Origin of the sequence: Sphingomonas sp. BK235 (genome assembly GCF_004345855.1) — a bacterium.
Taxonomy (GTDB): Bacteria; Pseudomonadota; Alphaproteobacteria; order Sphingomonadales; family Sphingomonadaceae; genus Sphingomonas.
Genome location: NZ_SLXN01000001.1, coordinates 1,166,584 through 1,188,420 on the forward strand (window position 1 = coordinate 1,166,584; position 21,837 = coordinate 1,188,420).

Consider the following 21,837-nt stretch of genomic DNA (forward strand, 5'->3'; position numbering starts at 1 on the left):
TGGGCATGAGCGGTTTGAGCCTGATCGCACTTCTGTTGGCGGCAACGCCGGTATCGGGGACGGTGGACGAACCCCCGCCCGCGTCGGAGGCCGATGATGCTGTCCCTGATATCATCGTCACCGGCCGGTCCGACCGCAAGATCGGCCGGACGGATTCGGCGAGCGAAGGCGCGATCGGCGGCGCCGAACTGCTGGCGCGTCCGATCCTGCGGACCAGCGAACTGGCCGAGGCGGTGCCGGGGATGATCGCGGTCCAGCATTCGGGTGGCGGCAAGGCCGCGCAATATCTGATCCGCGGCTACAATCTCGATCATGGCACCGATTTCAGCATCGCGGTCGACAATATGCCGTTCAACCTGCGCAGCCATGCGCACGGCCATGGCTATCTCGATCTCAACGGGCTGATCCCCGAGACCGTCGACCGTCTGGCCTATCGCAAGGGACCCTATCGCGCCGCCGACGGCGATTTCTCCTTCGTCGGCGCTGGCTCGCTCACGACGCGCGACAGCTTCGACCAGTCCTTCGCCACGCTGACGGCGGGCAGTTACGGCTATCGCCGCGCTGCCGCCGGAACGTCCGCTGCGCTGGGCGGCGGCACGATGTTGCTCGCGACGGAAGTCACCGCGAACGACGGGCCCTGGGCACTTCCCGAACAGCTTCGCCATGTCAGCACCTTCGGCAAATATAGCCGCGAGACGCCGCTGGGTACGATGCGCGCCAGCCTCTCCGTCTATGACGCGCGCTGGCGACCGACCGAGCAGATCCCGGTGCGCGCCATCGGGACGGTGCTTCGCGATCGCTTCGGCACGCTCGATCCGTTCCTGCGCGGCGCGACCGACCGCGAGGTGCTCAACATCGGCGTGACGGGTCCGGCGTGGACGATCACCGGCTATGCCCAGCATTACCGGTTCGAGTTGCTGTCGAACTTCACCTTCTTCCTCGACGATCCGGTACGCGGCGACGAACTCGAACAGGCGGAGGATCGCTGGACCTTCGGCGGACGCGTCGCGCGACGCGTCGCGCTCGCCGACCGGCTCGAGCTGACGCTCGGCGCCGATGCGCAGACCGATGCGATCGGCGGGCTCGGCCTGTTCCATACCGAACGTGGTCGCCGGATCGCGACGCGCAGCCTCGTCGACGCGCGTGAGACGTCGGTGAGCGGCTATGCCGAAACGGACTGGACGCCCGTCGACGCGCTCAAGCTGCTCGCCGGCGGGCGGATCGATCATCTCGCCTTCCATACCGTCGCCCGCGGTGGCGACGCGACCGGCGGCACCGCGCAGGACACGATCGTCACGCCGAAAGTGGGCGCGACCGTCACGCTGAGCCCGAACGTCGCGCTCTATGCCAATTACGGTCAGGGCTTCCACTCGAACGCCATCCGCGGCGTCATCGCGGCGCAAGAGGCCACCCCCGCCTTCGCGCGCGCCACCGGCTATGAGGTTGGCGGCCGATTCGAGCGCGGGCCGTTCGACCTGTCGCTGACCCATTGGTGGAGCCGGTCGTCGAGCGAACTGATCTATTCGGGCGACGACGGCACCGTCGCACCGACCGGCCCCAGCCACCGCCGCGGGTTCGAACTGGTCGGCAACATCCGCGCGGCGCGCTGGCTGACGCTCGACGGCGTCTATGCCACCAACCACGCGCGCTTCGTCGATGCGCCAGGTGCCGACCGGATCCCCAACGCACTCGAGTCGGCGGGTGAATTCGGGCTGATCGGGACATTCCGCACCTTCGATGCCGCGGTGCGCGTGCGCTATCTCGGCCCGCACGCTCTGCTCGAGGACGATAGCGTGCGCTCGCCCGCGACGGCGGTGGTCAATCTGCGCGCCGGCCGCCATTTCGGCGCGGTCGCGGTCGATCTCGAATTGCTCAACCTGTTCGACACCGCGCGGGCGGATGCGGACTATTATTACGCCTCGCGCCTGCCCGGCGAGCCGCTGGCCGGCGTGGAAGGGGTGCATAGCCGCACCGTGGAGCCGCGCATGATCCGGATCGGGGCGACGGTCCACGTCTGACCGAACCGAAGCCTTGCCAATCATGATACAGTGTATCATGGAAATGCCATGTCGAGCGAACCTCACGACGGGCCGGACGCCGGCGTCATACTGGATCGAGACCGGCAGTGACCGGCTGGCTACCCTATGCGCTCGGCCTCGCCGCCAGCGGCTCGACCTGGACGGGCGGGATGCTCGCGATCCGGTTCGGCCGACGGCGCGACCTGCTGTTCGGCCTGACCGGCGGCATGGTGGTCGGGCTGGCGCTGCTGGATCTTCTTCCCGAAGCGCTGGAGCATGGCGCGCGCTCGCATGGCGAGGAGGTGATCTTCCTCACCCTGACCGCGGGGATCGCGCTGTATCTCCTGCTGCATCGCCTTCCCGTCGGCGGATCGGCAGGGCGCCTGAGCCTGATCGCGCACAGCATGATGGACGGTCTGGGAATCGGTCTCGCCTTCCAGATCTCGGACGCGACCGGCTGGCTGGTCGCGATCGCCGTCCTCGCGCACGACATGGCCGATGGGGCGAACATGGTCGCGCTCTCCGCTTTGTCCGCCGCGCCACGCTCCCTGCATCGCTGGCTGCTGGCGAACGCCGCCGCGCCGCTCGCCGGCGTCGCACTCGGACAGGCGATGCGGATCGACATGGCGCAGATCGCCTTGCTGCTGGCGCTGTTCGCGGGCGGGTTCCTCTATATCGGCGCGTCCGAGCTGCTGCCGCGCAGCCGCGCCGGGGCATCGGGCCCGGTCGCGGGAATGGCAAGCGTGATCGGCATCGGCCTGATGGCCGTCGTCGTGCACCTTGCGCAATGAACCATGGAGCGCGTTGCCCCGCCGTGCCGTCACCGCCGGAATCCGCATCCTCAACCGGAGACGATCGATGAACACCTGGCTTGCCGCTCTCGCCGTCCTCGCCCTGCCCGCCGCGGCGCAGCAGCGCCCCGCCGCCGCCCCCTTCACGTTGGCGCCCCTACCCTATCCGCCCGGCGCGCTGGCGCCGGTGATCGATGCCGAGACGATGACGCTGCATCACGACAAGCATCATCAGGCCTATGTCGATGCGCTCAACAAGGCGGTGGCGGCGAACCCGGCGCTGGCGGGACAGTCGCTGGAGCAGTTGCTCGCGCGCGCCGCATCGCTGCCGCCCGCGGTGCGCAACAATGCCGGCGGCCACTGGAACCATAGCTTCTTCTGGAGGACGATGACGCGGCCCGGCACCGGCGGCGCCCCCTCGGAACGGCTTGCCCGCGCGATCGACGCCGGCTTCGGGTCGCTCGACGGGATGAAGACCGCCTTCAGGGCCGCGGGGACGGGACGGTTCGGCTCGGGCTGGGCGTGGCTGATCGTCGGCCGCGACGGCCGGCTCGCGATCGCCTCCACCCCCAATCAGGACAATCCGCTGATGGACGCGGCCGAGGTGCAGGGCATGCCGCTGCTCGGCAACGATCTGTGGGAACATGCCTATTACCTGACCTATCGCAACCGGCGCGCCGACTATCTCGACGCCTGGTGGCAGTTGGTCGACTGGGCCGAGGTGTCGCGCCGCTACGCCGCCGCAACCGCGCGGTCATCATCCTCGGGCACCACCGGGTAAGATGATCATCCCGCCATACCGGAGATCGCGACCGTGAAACGCCTTGCCTGTGCCGCTGCCTGTCTCGTCTCCACCATCGCCCTTACCGCATCGGCCCGCGACGCGGCGGGGCCGACGGGCTATCTCGCGCCCGGCGCCTTTGACATCTTGGCGGTGCTGCCGCCCGCGCCACGCCCCGGCGATGCGCGCGCGGTGGCGGACCGGACGATCTTCGCGGCGACGCGCGCGCTGAAGGACACGCCGCGCTGGGCGCTGGCGACCAACGACGTCAAGCTCGCCCCCGCCGACCTGTTCCGCGATTTCAGCTGTGCGGTCGGCGTGACGCTGACGCCCGAGGCGGCGCCGAAGACCGCGCGGCTGATCCGCCGCGCCGCGTTCGACACCGGGGCGCAGAGCGCGATTGCCAAGACCTTCTACAAGCGCGAACGGCCGTTCCAGATCGATGCCGGTCCGATCTGCCAGCCCGCCGACGAGCTGAAGGGCAGCTACGACTATCCCTCCGGCCATACGACATTGGGCTGGACCGTCGCGACGCTGCTCGCGCGGACCGCGCCGGACCGCGCGACCGCGATCCTCGCGCGCGGGCGGGCGTTCGGCGAGAGCCGGATCGTCTGCGGCGTCCACAACGCCAGCGCGGTGGAAGGGGGCCGGCTCACCGCTGCGGCGACGTTGACCGCGCTGCAGGACGATCCCACCTTCCTCGCCGACCTCGCCGCCGCCCGCGTCGAGATCGACGCGCTCCGCCGCAACGCCGCCACGCCGAAGCCGGATGCGGCGCAGTGCGCGACGGAAGCCGCGCTCGTCGCGCAGCGGATTGGGTGAGCGGCGCGCGCCGCAGGTCGAGGCACCGGCGGCGTTCGCCGCGGCGCTGCGCGCCGCCTCGGAGGTGTGAGGCGCTGCGATGACGGGGGGGGCTGGAACGACGACACCCCCGCGGAGCGGCGGCTCTGCGGGGGTGTGTCGTATGGTGGTTGCGGGGACAGGATTTGAACCTGTGACCTTCAGGTTATGAGTGCTGTAGATGCGATTACCCGCATTTTCTTTTATTTACGCGATCCTTCGCAGCCGCCGGCGGCTCGCTTGACTGTTCGCGAGGCATAGCGCTCCCGATGTTCTCGCGACTTCGCAACGTTTCGGTGCACTCTGCTTCCTAAGTGCTTCCTGAAATCGCCATTGCTAGGCCGCAGGTAAAAGGAGGTGTTATGGCCAAATTGACGAAGGTGATGGTGGAGTCCGCGATCACCCACAATAAAGAGTTCTTGTGGGATGAGGAGGTGCGCGGCTTTGGGATAAGGTTTCTCGCCTCAGGTCGGCGCGTATGGGTTTATCGCTACCGAGACACCGGGCACCGGTGGCGGCAGCTGAAAATTGGCGAAGTTGGGGTTCTCTCGCTTACCGTCGCCCGGGAGCAAGCTCGCTCCGCCGCAGCAAAGGTACAGATGGGAGGCGACCCCGCCGCCGAGCGAGACGCCAAGCGCCGTTCGATCACCGTCCGGCAGCTTGCGGAGGTATTTGACGAGCTACACATCGGCTTGTGGGTGAAAGCCAGCACGGCGGCAGAATACCGGCGGTCGTTGAAGCTCTACATTCTCCCCGCGATTGGATCAAAGCGGGTCGAAGAAGTGACCCGGGCCGACATAGCTCGGCTGCATCGCGATCTTGGCCATAAACCCACGCAGGCCAATCGAACCATTGAGATCGCGTCGAAGATGTTCAGCCTCGCTGAGGAATGGGGGCACCGCCCCGAGGGCACGAACCCGCGCAAGGGCATCAAAAAATATCCAGAGAAGAAGCGCGAGCGGTTCCTCAGCAGCGCCGAGCTTACGAGGGTCGGTGAGGTCCTTGCAGAAATGGAGGCCGAGCGGATCGAAATGCCGTCCGCGATCGCAGCGGTTCGCCTGCTGATGCTCACGGGTTGTCGCTTGAACGAAATAATGACCCTGCAATGGAGCTACGTCGACTTCAAACTTGGGCTTTTACGTCTTCCTGACTCGAAAACCGGTGCCAAGGACGTGCCCGTGGGTGAGCCGGTACTGGCGGTGGTAAGCGCCATTCCGCAGTTGACCGACAATCCCTGGGTTATCACCGGCAAGCTGCCGGGTGCGCGTCTGACCGATCTTCAGCCATTCTGGCAGCGTGTCCGTGAGCGTGCTGGCTTGAAGGACGCGCGCATTCACGATCTTCGCCACACATTTGCGTCCGTCGCCGCCGCCGCCGGGATGTCGCTGCTCGTCATCGGAAAAATCCTCGGCCACGCGAATGAGCAGACCACCAAACGCTATGCCCACCTCGCGCGGGGCACGATGCGAGAGGCGGCCAACGATGTCTCGGCCTCCATTTTCCGAAGCATGAGCGTCGGGTCAGGATCCCGCTTGAGCACAGATATGTAAGGGGTGCCCCGCAGAATAGCGGGCATTGGTCGGTCCCTTAACGCTCGTGGGACCGATTGGTAGAAAGCGACCGATCCGCTTTCGGCCACATCCGCGAAGAGTGCTGCTCCCGCGACCTTTGTTGATTGGCCCTCTAGCCTGAGATTCAGATGAAGATGAACGACACCGATCCCGAGGCCCGGCCTTTTGACGCGAGCGCGTCGGGGGTTGATGATCCTACTAAGCTCCCACTGAGATCAGCGAAGCGCTCCATCCGAATGGCTGCTTGATCCGATCGCGTTCACGTTTCACAACCTCGGCACGATCGCGGGAGAGACAGTTTGTATAAACCGGGCGGCACCATCGCGGAGGCACTTCGCCGCATACAAAACAAGGACTACGTCCTCCCGGCAATCCAACGCGAGTTCGTATGGAAGCCCGAGCAGATCGAGCGTCTCTTCGACAGCCTGATGCAGGGCTATCCGTTTGGCACCTTTCTCTTCTGGAGGGTGCCGGCGGAGACCAGCGGCAAGTTCAAGTTCTATGACTTCGTCCGGCGCTACCATCAGCGTGACGCCGCGCATTGTCCGGAACTCGGGACGCTCCACCATCAGAGCGTCACCGCCGTGCTCGACGGCCAGCAGCGCCTTACGGCGCTGAACATCGGGCTTCGCGGATCGATGGCGATGAAGCAGCCGAACAAGTGGTGGACGAACCCGGACGCCTTCCCTGAGCGGGTACTTCGCCTCGACCTGCTCGCTCCCGTTCGCCCCGATGACGATGGAGCCGTGTACCGGTTCCGCTTCCTATCCGACGAGCAGGCGGCGAAGGACGAGACGGCGCACTGGTTCAAGGTGCCAGACATAATGGCGACTGAGGACGTCATCGACCTCAACGACATGCTCGTGGACGCCGGCTTCAGCGGCGAGGCGCTGAAGGCAGCGCTTCGCCTGCTGTCGCGCCTCTACCGGGTCATCCACACGGACCCCCTCGTGCACTACTACGAGGAGGATACCCCCAATCTGGACCGGGTTCTGAACATCTTCATCCGATTGAATTCCGGCGGCACCGTGCTGTCGTATTCCGACCTGCTGCTCAGCATCGCGGTCGCACAGTGGACGAAGATTGACGCCCGGTCCGAGATCCACCGGCTCGTCGATGAGCTGAACCGCATGGGAACCGGCTTTGCCTTCAGCCAGGACTTCGTCCTCAAGGCCGGGCTGATGCTGGCCGACATCGCGAGCGTCGGCTTCAAGGTCGAGAACTTCACCAGCGACAACATGGCCAAGCTCGAGGCGGGCTGGCCCGCGATCAGATCGGCGCTGGTCCGGACCGTCGAGCTGGCGGCGTCGTTCGGCCTCAACGGCCAGACGCTCCGCGCCGACAGCGCGCTGCTGCCGATCGCCTACTACCTCTACCGACGCAACGCTCCGGAGAACTACGTCTCCCATACTCAATTCGCCTCCGACCGCGAGATGATCCGCAACTGGCTGATCCGATCGCTTCTGAAGGCATCCGGCATCTGGGGCAGCGGTCTGGATACGCTGCTGACCGCGCTGCGCGAGGCCATGCAGGCCGGCCCCGTCCAGGCCTTCCCCGTCGAGGAACTCCGGCGGGTCATGTCCGTGCGCGGCAAGTCGCTGGCGTTCGAGCCGGCCGAGATCGAGGACATGCTCCACATGGAGTACGGCGACCGACGCATGTTCGCGCTCCTGTCGCTGCTCTATCCGTTCGTGGACCTGCGAAACAATTTCCACATGGACCACGTCTTCCCGATCTCCCGCTTCGGCGCCGCCAAGCTCCGGCGCGCCGGCTACGACGACGAGGAGGCGGAACGCCTGGCGCACCGGGCCAGCCAGCTTCCCAACATTCAGCTTCTGGAAGGAGCGGCCAACGTCGAGAAGCGTGCCTCACTCCCGGAGGAATGGCTCGCCCGCTACAAAGCGGATGAGGCGAGCCGAGCGGACTATCTCGATCGACATGTCCTCGGCACGCTCCCGGTCGATCTGGCGGACTTCGATCGCTTCTACGAGGAACGGCGCCAAGCGTTGCGCGGTCGCTTGTCGGCCCTTCTCGAAGGCGCGGCTGCCGAGCAGCTGCAGAAGGCGGCGGAATGAGCCGGAAGGCCAAGCCTGCTTATCCAGTCGACGGCGCGTTCCTGATCGGAGGCGAACTTTCGGCCGCCATCCGCCACGTGCTCGGCGGCTCTGATCGCCGCTGTGCCGTCGCGTTCTGGGGCAAGGGCAGTAACGACCTTATCGATGGTAGCATTGAAGGAAGCGATCTGCGGATAGTCTGCGACATATCCATGGGCGGCTGCCACCCCGATGCGCTTCGATCGCTGGGGGCGCCGGATGACGCGGACGTCAGATATCACGATGGTCTGCATGGGAAGGTCTACCTGTCCGATCGCGGCGTCGTCGTCGGTTCGGCCAACGCCTCGGACAACGGTGTCGGCTTCGGCACCGAAGGAGCTGTGCTGGTCGAGGCCGGAACCTTCCATACGGCAGCCTCGAAGGCATGGACCCAGGCCTCGGATTGGTTCGACGCCCTGCACTTCGACGCTCGGCAGGTCGACGAAGCTGCCCTGGAGAGGGCTGGACGCCTTTTCCGACCACGTCGCGCCCCTCGTACCCTCGTCGCCGGCCGGCCTGGATCGCTGCTGGACATGATCGTCGCCGAGCCGGACCGTTTCGACGGCATCGGTTTCGTCCTCTCCTCGACCTCGTCAAATGAGGAGGAGCGCTCGGCCGCGCGCAAGTCGGCCATTAAGGCCGGCATCGATCGGAAGCTGGTGAAGGAGACCAGCGACAACGACATGTTCGTAGGCTGGGGCAGGAAGGACGTGCTTCGTTGGCCGACGACCTTCATCGAGTTGTGGATGCCGAAGAACCGCCTCTACCTCTACGCCCGCATGACGATCGCGATGCACGCCGCAGAAGGCAACGTCTTTACGAGAAAGAGCAAGCGCGCGGTGGGCAATATGCTGCCCGACGGACTACCGGATTTTCGTGAAGCGGAACGGCAGGACGCGGCGATCGTGGCCAAGCTGCTCACCGACGACGGGAAGGTCTTTCGGACGGCTACGGAGTTTGCCGCCTCGATCGAGGCGGTCACCGCCTGAGGCTCGGCCTCATAGGCACGCCGTGTAGGCTAACGGAGGCAGCCTGAGCCACGCGTAAGTAGCCCCGTTCGCTTCGCTGAGCGCCAGGACGAATCAGAGCACCCTCCTGTGCCAAGTGATCCGCGCACCCAGATCATTGAAGACGGCGACAAAGTCCTCTCGAACGGCTGCATCGTCGCGCTTAAGTCGCGACTTTCGACCGTTTATCTCCCTCTCGATGACAGCGGGATGGCAGTATGCGTCGCGCCTCTTGGCTGATGGTGACTACTCGGCGACGACGGACGCGAGCCTGAAACAGGCGGTGAAGCGGAGTAGCATGACGGGAGAAATCCCGGACGCCCAAGCTGCGTTGCGTCCCACGCGATGGAGGCCGATCGATCTGAGCGGAAGCCGCTTGCGGTTACCCCGCCGTCCCGCCGCCGATCTGCGCCTTAGGCAATCGTCTCCTCGTAAAGGCGTCGCGCGTCCTCGTCCGACGGCGCCGGCGGCATGAGAAGATCCCGACTCAGTGCCCGCTTCTGTCCGAGCAGCGCATGCAGGCGGCTATCGAAGCTGTGCTCCTCCCCACCGGGCAGCAGCGCCATAGGCAGGTAGACGTTGACCGGTCGCTGCTGTCCAATCCGATAGCAGCGGTCGGTGCTCTGATCCTCGACTGCCGGGTTCCACCACCGGGTGAGGTGGATCACGTTGTTCGCCGCAGTCAGCGTAAGACCGACGCCACCCGCCTTCGGAGAAAGGATCATCAGGTCGAAAGCGGGCGGTCCGGCCTGAAATGCATCTACGCGCTCCTGACGTCTAGGTCCCGCGACCTCGCCGGAGATGATCATCGGTGCGCGCGCCAGACCGTAGCGACGCTGCAGCACGCCCGCCAAGTCAGCCTGTGTCGCCCGCATCTCCACGAACAGCAGAGCCTTCTCGCCGCGGTCGCGGATCTCATCCAGGATCGACACCGTAGCAATGAGGCGAGCTGACGACCGAATGTAGTCATCGTCCGACGCGACCATCAATCGCTCGAGCGGCGCGAGCGACACCGCTCGCATCGCCTGCAGCGCCTCCAGCATCTTGCCCCGGTCCTTGCGACGGCGCGCCTCGGCAACGATCGCCGAATAGGCATTCGCCTGCACGTCTGGCATCGCGACCTTCCGGACATGCTCGGTCTTGGTCGGCAGTCCTTCGAGGACCTCGTCCTTCATGCGCCGGAGCATGACTGCCGGCCGCTCGGGACCCGGGACCGACAACGCGTCCTTAAGGCGTCTGAGATCTTCGGGATCGGGTCGATTTTCGTAACGACGGCTGAAATCTTTAAGCCCGCCGAGCGCTCCGGGATGGAGGGTGTCCATGAGGCACCAAAGGTCGGCCAGCCGGTTCTCGATCGGCGTTCCGGTCAGCGCCAGCGAGAACTCCACCTGCATGGCTTTGGCAGCATCGGTGACCTGCGTGCCGGGCGTCTTGATCTTCTGAATCTCGTCGAACACGACCACGCCGAAGCGGACGCGACCGAAGCTGTGCTGGTAGTCCCGCAGCGTCTCGTAGGTTGTCAACAACCAGTCCGCCGCCGCCAGCCGATTGACGTCAAGGACGGGCCGGGCGATCTCGAGTTCCGATCCCGATCCCGTCCGCAGAGTGCGCAACGATGGACCGTAGGCGCGGAGGACGCTTCCGAGCCCCGGTTCGGCGAGATGGATCTCGTGCTCCTTCTCCCAATTGCGGAGCAGTCCCGTCGGGGCGACGATCAGGATCGGCGCCCGCTCTATGAGCCCGCGTCGCATCGCCTCCCGGACCCACGCCAGGAACGCCAGCGTCTGGAAGGTCTTACCGAGCCCCATGTCGTCGGCGAGCAGGGCGCCGGTCCAGCCGGCCTGCCAGCAGCGCTGCAGCCAATCTACGCCTTCGCGCTGATGCGGCTTCGGCGTGGACCGAAGCAGAGCCCGGTGGAGGCCTGCATCGATCGGCGGCATTCGGGGAGCGGGGTCGCTGTTGAAGACGACCTCCTCAAAGTTGTTTCGCACCAGAAGGACGTGCGGTTCGATGCCGCCGGTCGTCTCACGCCCGCCTGACATGTCCTCGTCGGCTTTCGCGTCGGCACCGTGTCCATCGTCGTTCCCGGGCTTCGGTTCGCCTCTCGCCAACGCACGCTCGATCTCGTCGAGCGAAGCGAGCGTCTGTTCGGTCGCCGGAATGGGAACACCGTCGAACGCGACCTCTGGCCGCCCCTTCTCGATCGCTTCGCGGACCCGATCGGCCAGTTCCGCGACACGTTCCGCGGGCAACTGGACCGGCGCGCCGTCCACGATCAGGCCGACCGCCTCCGGTGGCAGCCACGGCTCGCGCGGCACCTGGACCCAGGGCAGCACCTTCTTCTGCCAGAGCCCGATCGCGTGGACCCGCTCGGAGAACTCGCGGGTTTCCTTGAAAAGACCCTCGACGAGATGCTCGTCCAGCTCAGGACCGAGCGCCTCGCGAAGGTAGCCGCGCGGGTTGCGGACGAAGTCGCGGGCGACCTCGCCGCCAGCTCGCTGCACCTGCCGCGCGACTCCCATGGCCTTCCGTAGCGGCGGCGACAGGATCAGCAGCCAGCCTTCGGGCAGCGCGTAGCGGCCGCGTGCATCCGAAAACTGCCGAAAGCGCCCGTCGGCGAATGCCTTCTGCAGATGATCGGGCAGAAGAGGCTCGGGATCTCCGGAAGGCACGTCGTCGCTGTCGAGCGGCTCGCCCCCGCTCGCCGCGGGAGCGCTGCCGGGCTTTGCGGCGAACAGCACCGGGTCGAAGTCTACCTCACCGTCGCGATCGAAGGGCCGCAGCGTGAACGCGCCGGCGTGCACCACCCGGACCTGTCGAAGATAGGGCGAGGCGTCGATGGCGGTCCGCTCGCCCAGCGTAGGCAGCAGCTCCTGCACCTCCATCCAGGCAGCCGCACGACTATCGGGTTCGGTCGCGGGGAGGGCGTTGAAACGGTCTATCGCTGCCGCGATCTCGAAGAGCTCCGTAGGCAGCAGATAGCGGCGCCCGCCCATCGTCAGAAACGCGCCTTCGCGTCTCGCGCCGAAGACCGGCCGACCATCGAGATGGTGCCAACGATGGTCCACCCTGAAATCGTCGCGGTCGATCGTGTCCTGGTGCTGGACGAACAGGGTGACCGGCGGCGTGACCGGCAGATCCAAGGCCGAGCGGATCGCCGGGGACAGCGCCGCAGCCTTCGCGTGAGGCAGGTGCAGTTCATTGCCGTCGGCGAGCGCGACCTCGTCCTCGACCAGCCGCCACAAGGCTCCGATCGCAGGCGCGAGCTCGGGCGCGGCCACGCCGGGCCAGCTCTCCACGTGGATCGGACCGGCCGCGTCGCGCCCGCTCACCACGACCCAGTCGCCCTGCGAGATCCACTCCAGCTTGACGTCAGGCATGTGGCCTCATCTCGTTGATGCCGACCCGCACGCCGATCCGACTGGCAAACCAGTCGCCGAGATCGCTTTGCCAGGCGTAGCGGGCGGTCCCATCGTGCCGCTGATCGAAGAGGCAGTCGGCCCTAACCTCCTCGGCAGAATAGACGTAGTCGCCCAGCGCAGGAGCTCTCGCATCATCCTGTGCCCAGATGCGGACCGAACCCGCATGACTCCACTCGGCGACGACGTAGCTGCCTATCCGCATGAGCATCACCGATTGCTTCCGCTCCGCTCCCGACAGAGTCGCGTAGGAGGACACCCGCTTCTTCTGGGCCGGATTGCGCGCCAGCCACTCTACGGCCTGCCGCCCGAACACGGGCCAGGCGTCGTCGATCGCGCCCTTGCGCTCCAGCGCCAGCCAGAAGGCCTTCCGCCAGCGCCAGATCGGATCAGCCGTGGCGCTGAGGATGTCGAAGAACAGGTCCAAGGCCTTGCGGGCGAGCCAGCGAGTGATTGTGCGGCGCGCATCCTGGCTGATGCCCACCCACGCCTTGAGATGGCTCCGCGGATCGCCGTAGAGCTCGTCGAAGAAGCCGACGAGCGCGGCCTTCGCCTCGACGTTGGCCAGGTCGCGGGTCGCGAAGGGAGCGAGGAACAGCTCGGCCAGCTCCACCCGCTCGCTGGGGAAGCGGAGCGTCCCGCCGGTCCGCAGGAAGCCGAGGACGTTCGACACGGTAGCGCCGGAGATGGGCCGCCCAGTCGTGAGCTCCCGCGACAGCCTGACCGCCAGACGCGTCGCCAACGGCGCATGCAGCCCCGACTGGGCTAGAAGCTCGGTCGTAAACCCGAGATCCCTTAGCAGAAGACGGACATCCCCCCCTTGCGAGAGCGCCGCATCCGTCATGCGGTCGGTCAGCCCGGAGGATTGGAACATCGTCACTCGCGCAGCGCGATCGCGCCAGCGCACCGCCCAGGGAGAGGTGTGCCGATCGATCTCGCGTGCAATCATGCGACCGGCGATCGCCGTCGCGCTCGCCTCCTCCTCCCAATCGCGCAGGTAGCTGTGCAGCATCGCCTTGAGAAGTCGCGGCTGCCGCTCGGCCGTCAACCTGCGGCCGAACTCCGAGGCGAACATCTCGCGATCGAGCAACCGGGGACGGCCCTGAAGGCAGACCCACGGAGCCAGGAGCCAATGCTCGGGTGACGGCTGACGTCCGCCTTCGCACCAAGCCGCAAACGCCTGCAGCGCCCGCAGAAGCTCCTCCTCTCCGGGGCGCGTCGGCATCTCGAAGAGTTCGGCGACCTTCCGCGCCGCAGTCCGCATCAGCGGCTCGGCCGGGATGTGCTTCTCGAGATCGAAGGCCAGAGCGGACAGGCCGTTCAGACTGGCCAGGGTCGACGCGAACCCGGTCATTCGACCGCGCCTAGGAATGACCCGACCGAGGATGTCGCCTTGATGTCGCCCTTGGTCGGCGGTGCGATCAGGAAGCGCACGTCGATGCGGCGGTTCCGGGCCCGACCGTCCACGGTAGCGTTGTCTGCGATCGGACGCTGGGCTGCGTAGGCGCTGACGCCGAACAGCGTCGCGTTGCCGGCGGCGTTGCGGATGCCTTCCAGGCTAGGGGCAGCCTGCACCATCGACCGGTAGGTCTGGATGGACCGGTCGGAGGAAAGCGACCAATTGTCCGAATAGCGGGCGGTAGCGATCGGTATCACGTCGGTGTGCCCCTCGACGTAGACAGCCTCCAGGATCGGTTCGGAACCGTCGGGGCAGTCGTGTCCCGCCCGGCCGCCGAGCTGGCCGTAGCAGGGGAGCTCGCGGGCGAGCAGCGATGCCAGCCGCGTCAGGGCGGCACGGCCGCGATCGCCGAGGTCGGCCGAGCCGGACGCGAACAGCACCGTCTCGGGCAGATGGAGAACGCCGTTCTTCTCGTCGATCTCGACCGGCACGTCCGAACGGGCCAGCTCCTTCTTCAGACGACGGAGCAGTCCGGCGCGCTGGTCCTCGCGCCCTCCGAGTTCATCCTCCAGCGCCGCGATACGGTGGTTCAGCCTGGCCTCCGCGCTCTGGTAGTTGAGCGCGAAGATCATTAGGAGGATGATGAAGACGAACAGCATGCCGATCAGCAGGTCGTTGAGGGAGACAAAGTAGCTCTCCTCCTCCCGCTCGTGCGGTGCGTCGATAGTTCTGGTCCTGCGCGCCACGCCCCTCAGCCCCGCATCACTCGGCCGGCTCGACCCGATCGAAGCCGGCGCGCGACACGGCATCGGCGAAGGCCTTGAAGTCGCCTCGACGCGGCAGATCGTCCAGTACCTCGTCTAGCTGCTGGACGGCGGCGCTGAGCCGTCCGACCGCCTCGGCGAGCTCCTTGTCGACTGATTTCACGAAGCCGCTCGTCCGCTCGCCGAAGGAGCCCAGACCCTCGAACAGCTTCTGCATGGCGCCCGACAGCGCGTTGTTGAGCGCACCGAGATCGCGATTTATGACCTCGACTCTTCGCGTCAGGCCCTCGACCAGCTCCGACGACCGCTCGTTGGTGGCGTCGGCGCGGTCGGCTACCTCGTCGACCCGCTCCGCCACCCGCTCGAGCCGCTCCGATACGCTCGTCATGGAAGCGGCCAGCGCGCCCAACGCCTCCGCCGACTCTCCCGCCTTGTCGACTTGGGCTACGAGGCTGCCGAGTCCCTCGGTGACGCCGCGAGCCGCCTCTAGGGCGCCCTCGAACTGCCGCGCGAGAGCGTCGCTAGTGCGAGTGAGGCTTTCCGCCAGGGCGGCGCTCCGTTCCGACACTGACCCTAGCGAGTCTGCACTCGCCTCGATCCGTCCGGCAGCGCCGTCCAAGGAGCGGGAGAGCTGCACACCCGCCTCGGAGATCCGGGCGTCCAGGTTGTCGACCGCCGCGATCATCGACGAGGAGAGTTCGGTCACACCCGCCTTCATCGCTTCGCCGACACCGGTGGCGGCCTGTTCCAGCTCGCGGCGGGCGACGACCGCTCCAGCCTCGACCTCGGTAGCGATCTGCCGGACAGCGTTCGTCATCTCGTCGGATGACTGCCGCATCGAGGCGTCCAGGTTCTCGCCCGCCGCCGCGAAGCTCGTCGCGAGCTCCTTCGAGCCCTCCTCTATGCCTGCTCGGAAGCTCTCGCCCGCGGCGTCAATCTGACCAGGAAGGGCGCCGATCGCCTCGGCCGCCGTCTCCAGCATCTCGCCGAGCCGCTTCGTATGCTCCTCCGCGGCCCCGCTGAGTTCACCGGCGAACTGCTGAGCCATTCGCTCGAGCGCCGATTGGTTGATGTCGCCCAGCTTACCCGCCATTCCGTCGATGGCGTCCTGCACCGGAGCGAGCGCCGTAGCGAAGGTCTTGCCGATGCGCTCGTCGAGGGCTTGGGCGATGCTGACCGCCAGATCCTGGTTGAAGCGCTCAAGCTGAGTCGTCTGGCGCCCCAGCTCAGCGACGGAGGCCGCCGCCAACCGCTCGGAACTGAGCGGCAGGACGAGCCGCTCGAGCTCCCGGTTAATCCTCTCGATGTGCAGTTCGGTCGCGTGCAGCCGCCGGTTCTTCCGCCAGGCGAAGATCAGTGAGGCTCCGAGCGCGGTGACCGACGTCAGGAACTTGGCTGCCGCCGCTCCCAGCAGCTTGCGGAGCGCGAGCTTGGACGTTTCGAGATCCGCCTGGATGCCGTCGCGCGCGATGAATAGCGCCGCCACGAGCCCCAGGAACGTCGCAAGCAAGCCGAGCCCGACGAGCTGGTTCGGCACGCCCTCAAACGAGCGCAGGTCGATGCGCCCCTGTCTGAACAGACGCGGGTTGAAGAACTCGCTTGGCGGGAGGCCAGAGGCGACGCGCCCGGTCCGCTCGTCGTGATGCAGATCGGCGACGTAGCCCCGCCAAGCATGGCCGATGTAGCGGTCGTCGCCGAACTCCTCCTGCAGAGCTTCGACGTCGTCGACGAACTTCAGGCCGTCGCCGCCGTAGCTGGCCAAACGGGCACCGAACCGATCGAGAGCCGCGTCGAACGCGTCGAGCTCGTCCCGACCCCTGATGTAGCGCCACCATGCGTAGACGATGATCCCAACCGAGAGCACCAGGGGCGTCGGCTGCCAACCAAACACGAGCGGTATGCCGTGCTCGATCGGCCACATGACTACACTGCCGATATCCACGCAGACCTTCCCCCCGGATGTGTTCTGATCGCGCGATCAACGTGATAGCCATGCTTCCGCGAGTCAACGTAACAACAGGCTGAACATCACGTGCCGCGCGTTATAGAAGTCACGCTGGAGAGGGAGGGACTGGTCCTAGACAGGATCGAACGCCTACCGCGCCGCATGCCGGACGGCTCCATCGGCGTCGAATACATGGGTCTGGTCTACCCTATGGCGCGGGCCGGCCGCGTCTCCATGGACGGTAGATGGTGCTACCCCTCCGAGGCGCCGATCTGCCTCGAACCGCCCGATCTGCCGGTGGAGACGGGTGGGACGTTCTGGACCATGGATCGATCTGGAACGCGACCATACCTTTTCGTGAATGGTTCCGAGGCGCTCTTCGCAGAAACGTTGTCCCGTCTGGCCAACGCCGCCGTCGCGGTAGAACACCACGGTCCTTCGTTCCGCGAAGGCGAAAGCGGGCTTCTGCACGACTGGTTCGTGAGGCTGGACCCCACCCAGGCGCCGGGCGACTGGGAGCTCGCGCAGCTATTCGCCGATGTCTCGGAACCCGACGGTCCCCCCGAAGCGACGACGCCAGAGCTCGTCACCGCTCGGCTCCGCCGGGATCACGACCGGCTGTCGACGCTCCTGGTGGCCGCCGAGCGCGAACTCGCTGCAGCCGTCGCCGCCGCCGACGCGAACAAGGCGGAGCTCGACGGAGCTAGGGCTGAGGCGGAGCGTACCAGCCGCAGACTGAAGACTGAGGCCGCCTTCCTGAGGGCAGGAATTTCGGCGCTGCAATCACAGACTTCCGTCGTCGACGATAGAGTGCTGGCCGATCTCCACGAGCGCGTCGACGCGCTCACGGCGGATCGGGACGACGCGCTCGCGTCATGGACGAGGGCGGAGGATAGCGTTGCCCAGCTCCGCGTCGGTCTCGAAGCCGCCGAGGCTGCTCTTGCCGAGGCGTTGGCGCGTCCGAACGAACGGCCGGTGCCAGCTACCAGGAAGCTCGCGAGAGCGGAAGCCGAACTGCAGACGGTCTTCAGGACCCTCCTGCCTGGTATAGACCTGGTGCGCGGCTCGGCCGACTTCATCCTGACGGAGGTGGAGGACCGCCGGGATCTATATGGCAAGCTAAGGCTGCTGGTCGACAATCCCGTCTTGGTCGGCGGAAAGCGGGTCCACGCGGCGGACGGCTGGCTCGAGGTACACATGAGCACGGGGCGCGGCCGCGACGGTCGCCTCTACTACCGAAAGGATGCTCAAGGCTGGTCGGTGCTGGTTTCGGACAAGGCCGCGCAACCGAACGACTTCCAATGGCTCAAGGCACAATGACGGTCACATCCATATCGCACTCACTTCTCGTCAGTTCAGAGGAGGCAGAAGCACTGCTCTCAGGCCGCAGCCATGTCATACTCCGATCCCGACCCACTCAGTTGCGGATGCACGTCGGCGTCCTACGGAATGACGGGGCTCTCGTGGCTACGGCACGGCTCGTGAACTCTTCGCGTCCCGACGATTATTCGACCGCAAGCGAGTGGACGCTGCATGATCTCGAGACCCTGCCCAGTCCGATTATAATCGGTAGAGGTGATGGTCCGCTGTGGCGACGCCTCGGCACATCCGATCGTGAGAGGATCGTCGGCGGGAGGACCGCAGATGATCCCGGAGGAGCAGAGCCGGCAAGCGAGAGCGCTACTGTCCGATCATCAGAGCAGCGGGCGGAGCACGCCCGATATCTGCAAGGATCGGCTCTAAGTGCCGTTGAGGGAAAGGGCATGGATGAGATCGTCGAGGAGGAGACGCGTGGATTAGCCGACGGGAACGAGGAGGCTTCAGCCGAAAACACGGCTCCCGAGACGTTCGCGGTCCACGCGACGATCGAAGAAGCAGCACATGGTGACGCGGTGACCTCCGCGATTTACGGTCGAGACGTTGACGATGCCCGCGATCGAGCACTCGCCTTCGTGCCGACGGGGATGATCGACGTCGAAGAGGCGCACCGCCTCCTGATCAGATTGCGCGACGTCGAGATCAAGCGCTTCTTCCCCGACGTCCGACCGGAGCACGGCATCCTGCGCCGCACGATGCTACAGGCCTTGCTCGACACCGGGGTCGCGTCGCACGAGGAATATGATGAGCTGATCCCGGCGGATCTCAAGCGCATAACGGATCGCCGGCAAGTCGCGGTCTATCTGGATCCCATAATCGAGATATTGTCCCGCGTCGCATGAGGATCCTCGTGCACTGACCGAAGCGAACCGTCGGCGCTTCGATCTATCCCAGTACGGCGATTGAAACGAGTGGTCGTCATCCTCAACGAAGATGCGTGCTCCTTCAAAGCGCGCCTCGAGTGATCGAGGCGACGGTGCTGCGTCTCATGCCGCCAGTTAGGACGCCATCCACTTGAGGAACTTGGCGACGCTCGGAGGTTCGTCCGAAGGCGCAAAGGCTGCCAGACGGCTGTGTGCGCGTGCGGCGCGCATGGTGCTGGATCATAAGAAGGATTACCCGGCGCGTTGGTCCGCGTTGATGTCGCTCGCGGCGAAGATCGGCTGCGCGGGGCTGACGCTTCACGAATGGGTGAAGAAGGCCGAGGTCCATAGCGGCATGCGCGCCGGAGTGCCGAGCGACGTCGTCGACCGGATCAAGGCACTTGATCGGGAGAACCGCGAAGAGCGCCAAGCCAACGAGATCCTCAGGAAGGCGTGTGCATATTTTGCGATGGCGGAGCTCGACCGCCGAGCGAGGTGATGGTGTCGTTCATCGACGCACACCGTGACGTGTGCGGGGGCGAGCCGATCCAGCGAGGAATCGCTCGTGTCATTGAAAGTCCCAACCCTGGCTTGTTGTTTAAACACTGAAGGCCGCTCCTGCGCCTTTTTACCCTTTAGTCCGCAATCGAGAAATTTCTTTTCTACCGCCTTCTACCTACAGACGCTTTCGGCTCACATATGCGGCGCAGATGGGGGCGATACCCCAAGTGAAATTTCGCCCATGCACAAAAAAATGCCCTACGCCGGTGTCCGGCTGAAAGCCTCAGGCCTTTTGCGCCCCCCTCCCTTCTTCCTTCCCCCTTCTCCCTTCCCTCTTTCTTCACCTGTTCCGAGCGGTGTCTCTGGCGCGCTCAAGGGTTTTGGGCAGGAGCTCTCCCAAGCTCCTGACACCCTCGGATGCACACTTCTGCCTTCTTCCTGATTCATGATTATGATTCTGTCGGTCAACTTGAAGGGTATCCCTACAGCATCCTGACTGATCGGATTGTGCCACCACCGGCACCGAGCGCTGAGTTATCCACAGCTTTATCAACAGCTCGTAGGTGTTGGTCTGGCGGCGTCGGGGATGCTCGTAGATCTGCTTTATGTACCCGTGCTTCACGAGATAGCTGATCGCTCGCGACGCGGTGCTCACGCTAAATCCGCAGCGGGTCGCCAATCTGGCTTGGGACGCAAAGCACCGGTGCGACCGATTCCCAAGACGGGCCATGTGCAGCAGCATATGGTTTGCCTTGTCGTTCCCAGTGTCGAGGCCAAATGCCAGATCAAGAGGATGCGAGGGGAGCGGACGCTTCCCGAGTGGGCGGCTCGTAGGCGATGAGCTTACCATTGCGACGGGTGCGTTTCGCTGGCGACCTCAAGCCGCTCGATGTCCGTAAGGCGGTACAGCACTCGGCCGGAGACCTTGATGAAAGGCACCTTGCGCGGCGGTGATCGCCAGCCCTCCAATGTACGCACGCTCATTTGCCACCGCCGAGCGAGTTCGCTCCCGGTCAGAAAAGGACTTGCGGCCCGCTTCCGAGCCTCGGCGGCGGGAGCGCTATCAAGCGGCTTTTCGCCGCGGTTGTTGGTAATGTGGTCGGCCATTCCGTGGGTCCTCGTAGGTTGTCGAGGAACCCCAAAGAGACGCGAAAACGCGACTTAAACACCCTCTAATCAAGTTTCGATTATTCGACGACGACCTGGTTTCTTATAGTCCGGCGAGATGGAGGCTTTCTCCCAAGCTCGAATGAATGCCTTGGCTTGATATTGATCACCGCATAACGCTTGTGCGAGTTCCTCTATCACCCCCTTATTGAGAACGGTCCCCGGTCTAACTACTTTACAAACAATTTCGATAAAGCGCTTGAGATTTTCAGTACGATCCTCAGTCGAAACGCGCCTGAAGTCGATATGCGTGTATCCTCCCAGGCGATTACCGACGAAATCAAACGCGGCCGAGGCCCAATCCTCTTCTTCTAGATCCTGCCGCGTGCTTGGCGAACCAAGCCGACCAGACACTTTCCAGTCGCCGCCCTCCAGCACCGAGGTGATTTTCTCGGCCATCTTATGTTTCAACTCGCACATTCGAGCATAGCCGGCGTCGGCTGGCACAACACGGAACTCGAGGATTCGCTCGGAAGGACCATTAGAAAGCACAACCTCCTCGCTCTCACCTTTTGCATCTTTAACTTTCAGCCAATCCCCCCATTCAGCTTCTTGGAGCCCCACGTGCAGTAGGAAATCTCTGATCTTCAACGGCCTTCTCCACCTACAGCATGCTCTTACAAAATGGTTGCTGGCCACCAACGACAGCGGTCGGCTTGACGACGCCTCAGCGATGCCGTCCGCGTCCGATCTTGCGATCCACCCAGTCGAGAAAATAGGCCATATTCAACCCGTCCGTGTGGCCGCCCTCATGCTGCCGCCAGGCAAGCTCACCATCGAGCAAATTGGTGCCCTGGGGCGGAAGCATCGCCGAGCGGTAATCGGTTCCACGACCAAGGTCTCGCCGGCCAAGCAGGGACCACGCGCGCGCCGCCGCTACCGTCGCCATGTAGCTACCTTGCTGATCAAGCCAGTTGGCATCACCCTGCTCCGGTACCCCGTAGCTCACAAAGGCAAGTCGCGGCGCCACCAGGGCCAACAGCTCATGTGATTCAATCGGCAGATCGTTGGCGGTCTTGCGACCGAGGCGTCCGCGTTCCGTCCCGTACTTCAGAAAATTGCCCGCCATCCAGCGGTATTCGCCGATGCTTGTCAGGTTCTCGACCTGTTCACCGAAGTTTCGCCGGTGCGGTTTGACCCCGCCCTCCCCCGACGATCCAATCAGTACCATCGCGAAGCGCTCGTCGAGCGCGGCGGTGACCAGCGCCGCCTTTCCCCAGCGTGACACGCCTTCGATGCCGACGTGCGCAACGTCGACTTCTGGGCGCGTGCCGAGATAATCGAGCAACCGGCTCGCGGAC

Annotated in this window: 16 protein-coding genes, 1 pseudogene and 1 other annotated feature; of the genes and pseudogenes, 10 read left to right on the forward strand and 7 right to left on the reverse strand. The window is 65.2% G+C overall.

The features are described from left to right. Positions 1-5: 5 nt before the first annotated feature. The 7 genes from EV292_RS05340 to EV292_RS05370 all read left to right on the forward strand — a co-directional run bounded on the left by EV292_RS05340 (position 6) and on the right by EV292_RS05370 (position 9,083). Positions 6-2,018 carry a TonB-dependent receptor gene (locus EV292_RS05340; protein ID WP_165927019.1) on the forward strand — a complete coding sequence of 671 codons (2,013 nt, stop codon included), beginning with the start codon at positions 6-8 and terminating at the stop codon, positions 2,016-2,018. Positions 2,019-2,188: 170 nt separating this feature from the next. Then, positions 2,189-2,809 carry a ZIP family metal transporter gene (locus tag EV292_RS05345; RefSeq protein WP_132908070.1) on the forward strand — a complete coding sequence of 207 codons (621 nt, stop codon included), beginning with the start codon at positions 2,189-2,191 and terminating at the stop codon, positions 2,807-2,809. Positions 2,810-2,876: 67 nt separating this feature from the next. After that, positions 2,877-3,590: a superoxide dismutase gene (locus EV292_RS05350; protein WP_132908071.1), complete on the forward strand. Its 714-nt coding sequence runs from the start codon at positions 2,877-2,879 to the stop codon at positions 3,588-3,590. A 33-nt stretch (positions 3,591-3,623) separates the two neighbouring features. Then, positions 3,624-4,412 (forward strand): phosphatase PAP2 family protein, encoded by a 789-nt coding sequence (locus tag EV292_RS05355; RefSeq protein WP_243693609.1) that lies wholly within the window; start codon positions 3,624-3,626, stop codon positions 4,410-4,412. 380 nt (positions 4,413-4,792) lie between these two features. Then, positions 4,793-5,980 carry a site-specific integrase gene (locus EV292_RS05360; protein WP_132908073.1) on the forward strand — a complete coding sequence of 396 codons (1,188 nt, stop codon included), beginning with the start codon at positions 4,793-4,795 and terminating at the stop codon, positions 5,978-5,980. 320 nt (positions 5,981-6,300) lie between these two features. After that, complete coding sequence (locus EV292_RS05365) at positions 6,301-8,076, forward strand: DUF262 domain-containing protein (RefSeq protein ID WP_132908074.1); 1,776 nt, start codon at positions 6,301-6,303, stop codon at positions 8,074-8,076. Beyond that, a complete protein-coding gene (locus tag EV292_RS05370; RefSeq protein ID WP_132908075.1) occupies positions 8,073-9,083 on the forward strand; it encodes a phospholipase D family protein in 1,011 nt (336 codons plus the stop codon). Before EV292_RS05365 ends, EV292_RS05370 begins: the two co-directional genes overlap by 4 nt. Before the next feature lie 431 nt (positions 9,084-9,514). Here the strand turns inward: EV292_RS05370 and EV292_RS05375 are convergent, their stop codons facing one another. Genes EV292_RS05375 through EV292_RS05390 form a run of 4 tightly spaced genes read right to left on the reverse strand, consistent with a single transcriptional unit; the run spans position 9,515 to position 16,625 of the window. Further along, positions 9,515-12,481: a DEAD/DEAH box helicase gene (locus tag EV292_RS05375; protein WP_132908076.1), complete on the reverse strand. Its 2,967-nt coding sequence runs from the start codon at positions 12,479-12,481 to the stop codon at positions 9,515-9,517. Further along, positions 12,474-13,874 carry an EH signature domain-containing protein gene (locus tag EV292_RS05380; protein ID WP_132908077.1) on the reverse strand — a complete coding sequence of 467 codons (1,401 nt, stop codon included), beginning with the start codon at positions 13,872-13,874 and terminating at the stop codon, positions 12,474-12,476. Before EV292_RS05380 ends, EV292_RS05375 begins: the two co-directional genes overlap by 8 nt. Then, positions 13,871-14,665 carry an OmpA family protein gene (locus EV292_RS05385; protein ID WP_165927020.1) on the reverse strand — a complete coding sequence of 265 codons (795 nt, stop codon included), beginning with the start codon at positions 14,663-14,665 and terminating at the stop codon, positions 13,871-13,873. Before EV292_RS05385 ends, EV292_RS05380 begins: the two co-directional genes overlap by 4 nt. A gap of 16 nt (positions 14,666-14,681) precedes the next feature. Beyond that, entirely contained in the window at positions 14,682-16,625 is a 1,944-nt protein-coding gene (locus tag EV292_RS05390) for a methyl-accepting chemotaxis protein (RefSeq protein WP_165927021.1), read from the reverse strand. Between the two features lie 165 nt (positions 16,626-16,790). Between EV292_RS05390 and EV292_RS05395 the strand changes: the two genes are divergently transcribed. The 3 genes and pseudogenes from EV292_RS05395 to EV292_RS05405 form a co-directional block, all read left to right on the forward strand. Continuing rightward, positions 16,791-17,948 carry a hypothetical protein gene (locus tag EV292_RS05395; RefSeq protein WP_132908080.1) on the forward strand — a complete coding sequence of 386 codons (1,158 nt, stop codon included), beginning with the start codon at positions 16,791-16,793 and terminating at the stop codon, positions 17,946-17,948. Between the two features lie 443 nt (positions 17,949-18,391). Further along, positions 18,392-18,847 carry a hypothetical protein gene (locus tag EV292_RS05400; RefSeq protein WP_132908081.1) on the forward strand — a complete coding sequence of 152 codons (456 nt, stop codon included), beginning with the start codon at positions 18,392-18,394 and terminating at the stop codon, positions 18,845-18,847. A 250-nt stretch (positions 18,848-19,097) separates the two neighbouring features. Continuing rightward, positions 19,098-19,423, forward strand: a pseudogene (locus EV292_RS05405) (IS3 family transposase); the annotation flags it as partial. Next, positions 19,325-19,434: a sequence feature (AL1L pseudoknot), on the forward strand. Its footprint overlaps the pseudogene before it by 99 nt. A gap of 778 nt (positions 19,435-20,212) precedes the next feature. On the opposite strand, the gene EV292_RS05415 reads toward EV292_RS05405, so the two are convergent. The 3 genes from EV292_RS05415 to EV292_RS05425 form a co-directional block, all read right to left on the reverse strand. After that, positions 20,213-20,476 carry a hypothetical protein gene (locus EV292_RS05415; RefSeq protein WP_132908084.1) on the reverse strand — a complete coding sequence of 88 codons (264 nt, stop codon included), beginning with the start codon at positions 20,474-20,476 and terminating at the stop codon, positions 20,213-20,215. 69 nt (positions 20,477-20,545) lie between these two features. Then, positions 20,546-21,127 carry a hypothetical protein gene (locus EV292_RS05420; protein WP_132908085.1) on the reverse strand — a complete coding sequence of 194 codons (582 nt, stop codon included), beginning with the start codon at positions 21,125-21,127 and terminating at the stop codon, positions 20,546-20,548. 76 nt (positions 21,128-21,203) lie between these two features. Then, positions 21,204-21,824, reverse strand: coding sequence for a hypothetical protein (locus EV292_RS05425; protein ID WP_207913341.1), 621 nt, complete (start codon positions 21,822-21,824; stop codon positions 21,204-21,206). Between the last annotated feature and the right edge of the window lie 13 nt (positions 21,825-21,837).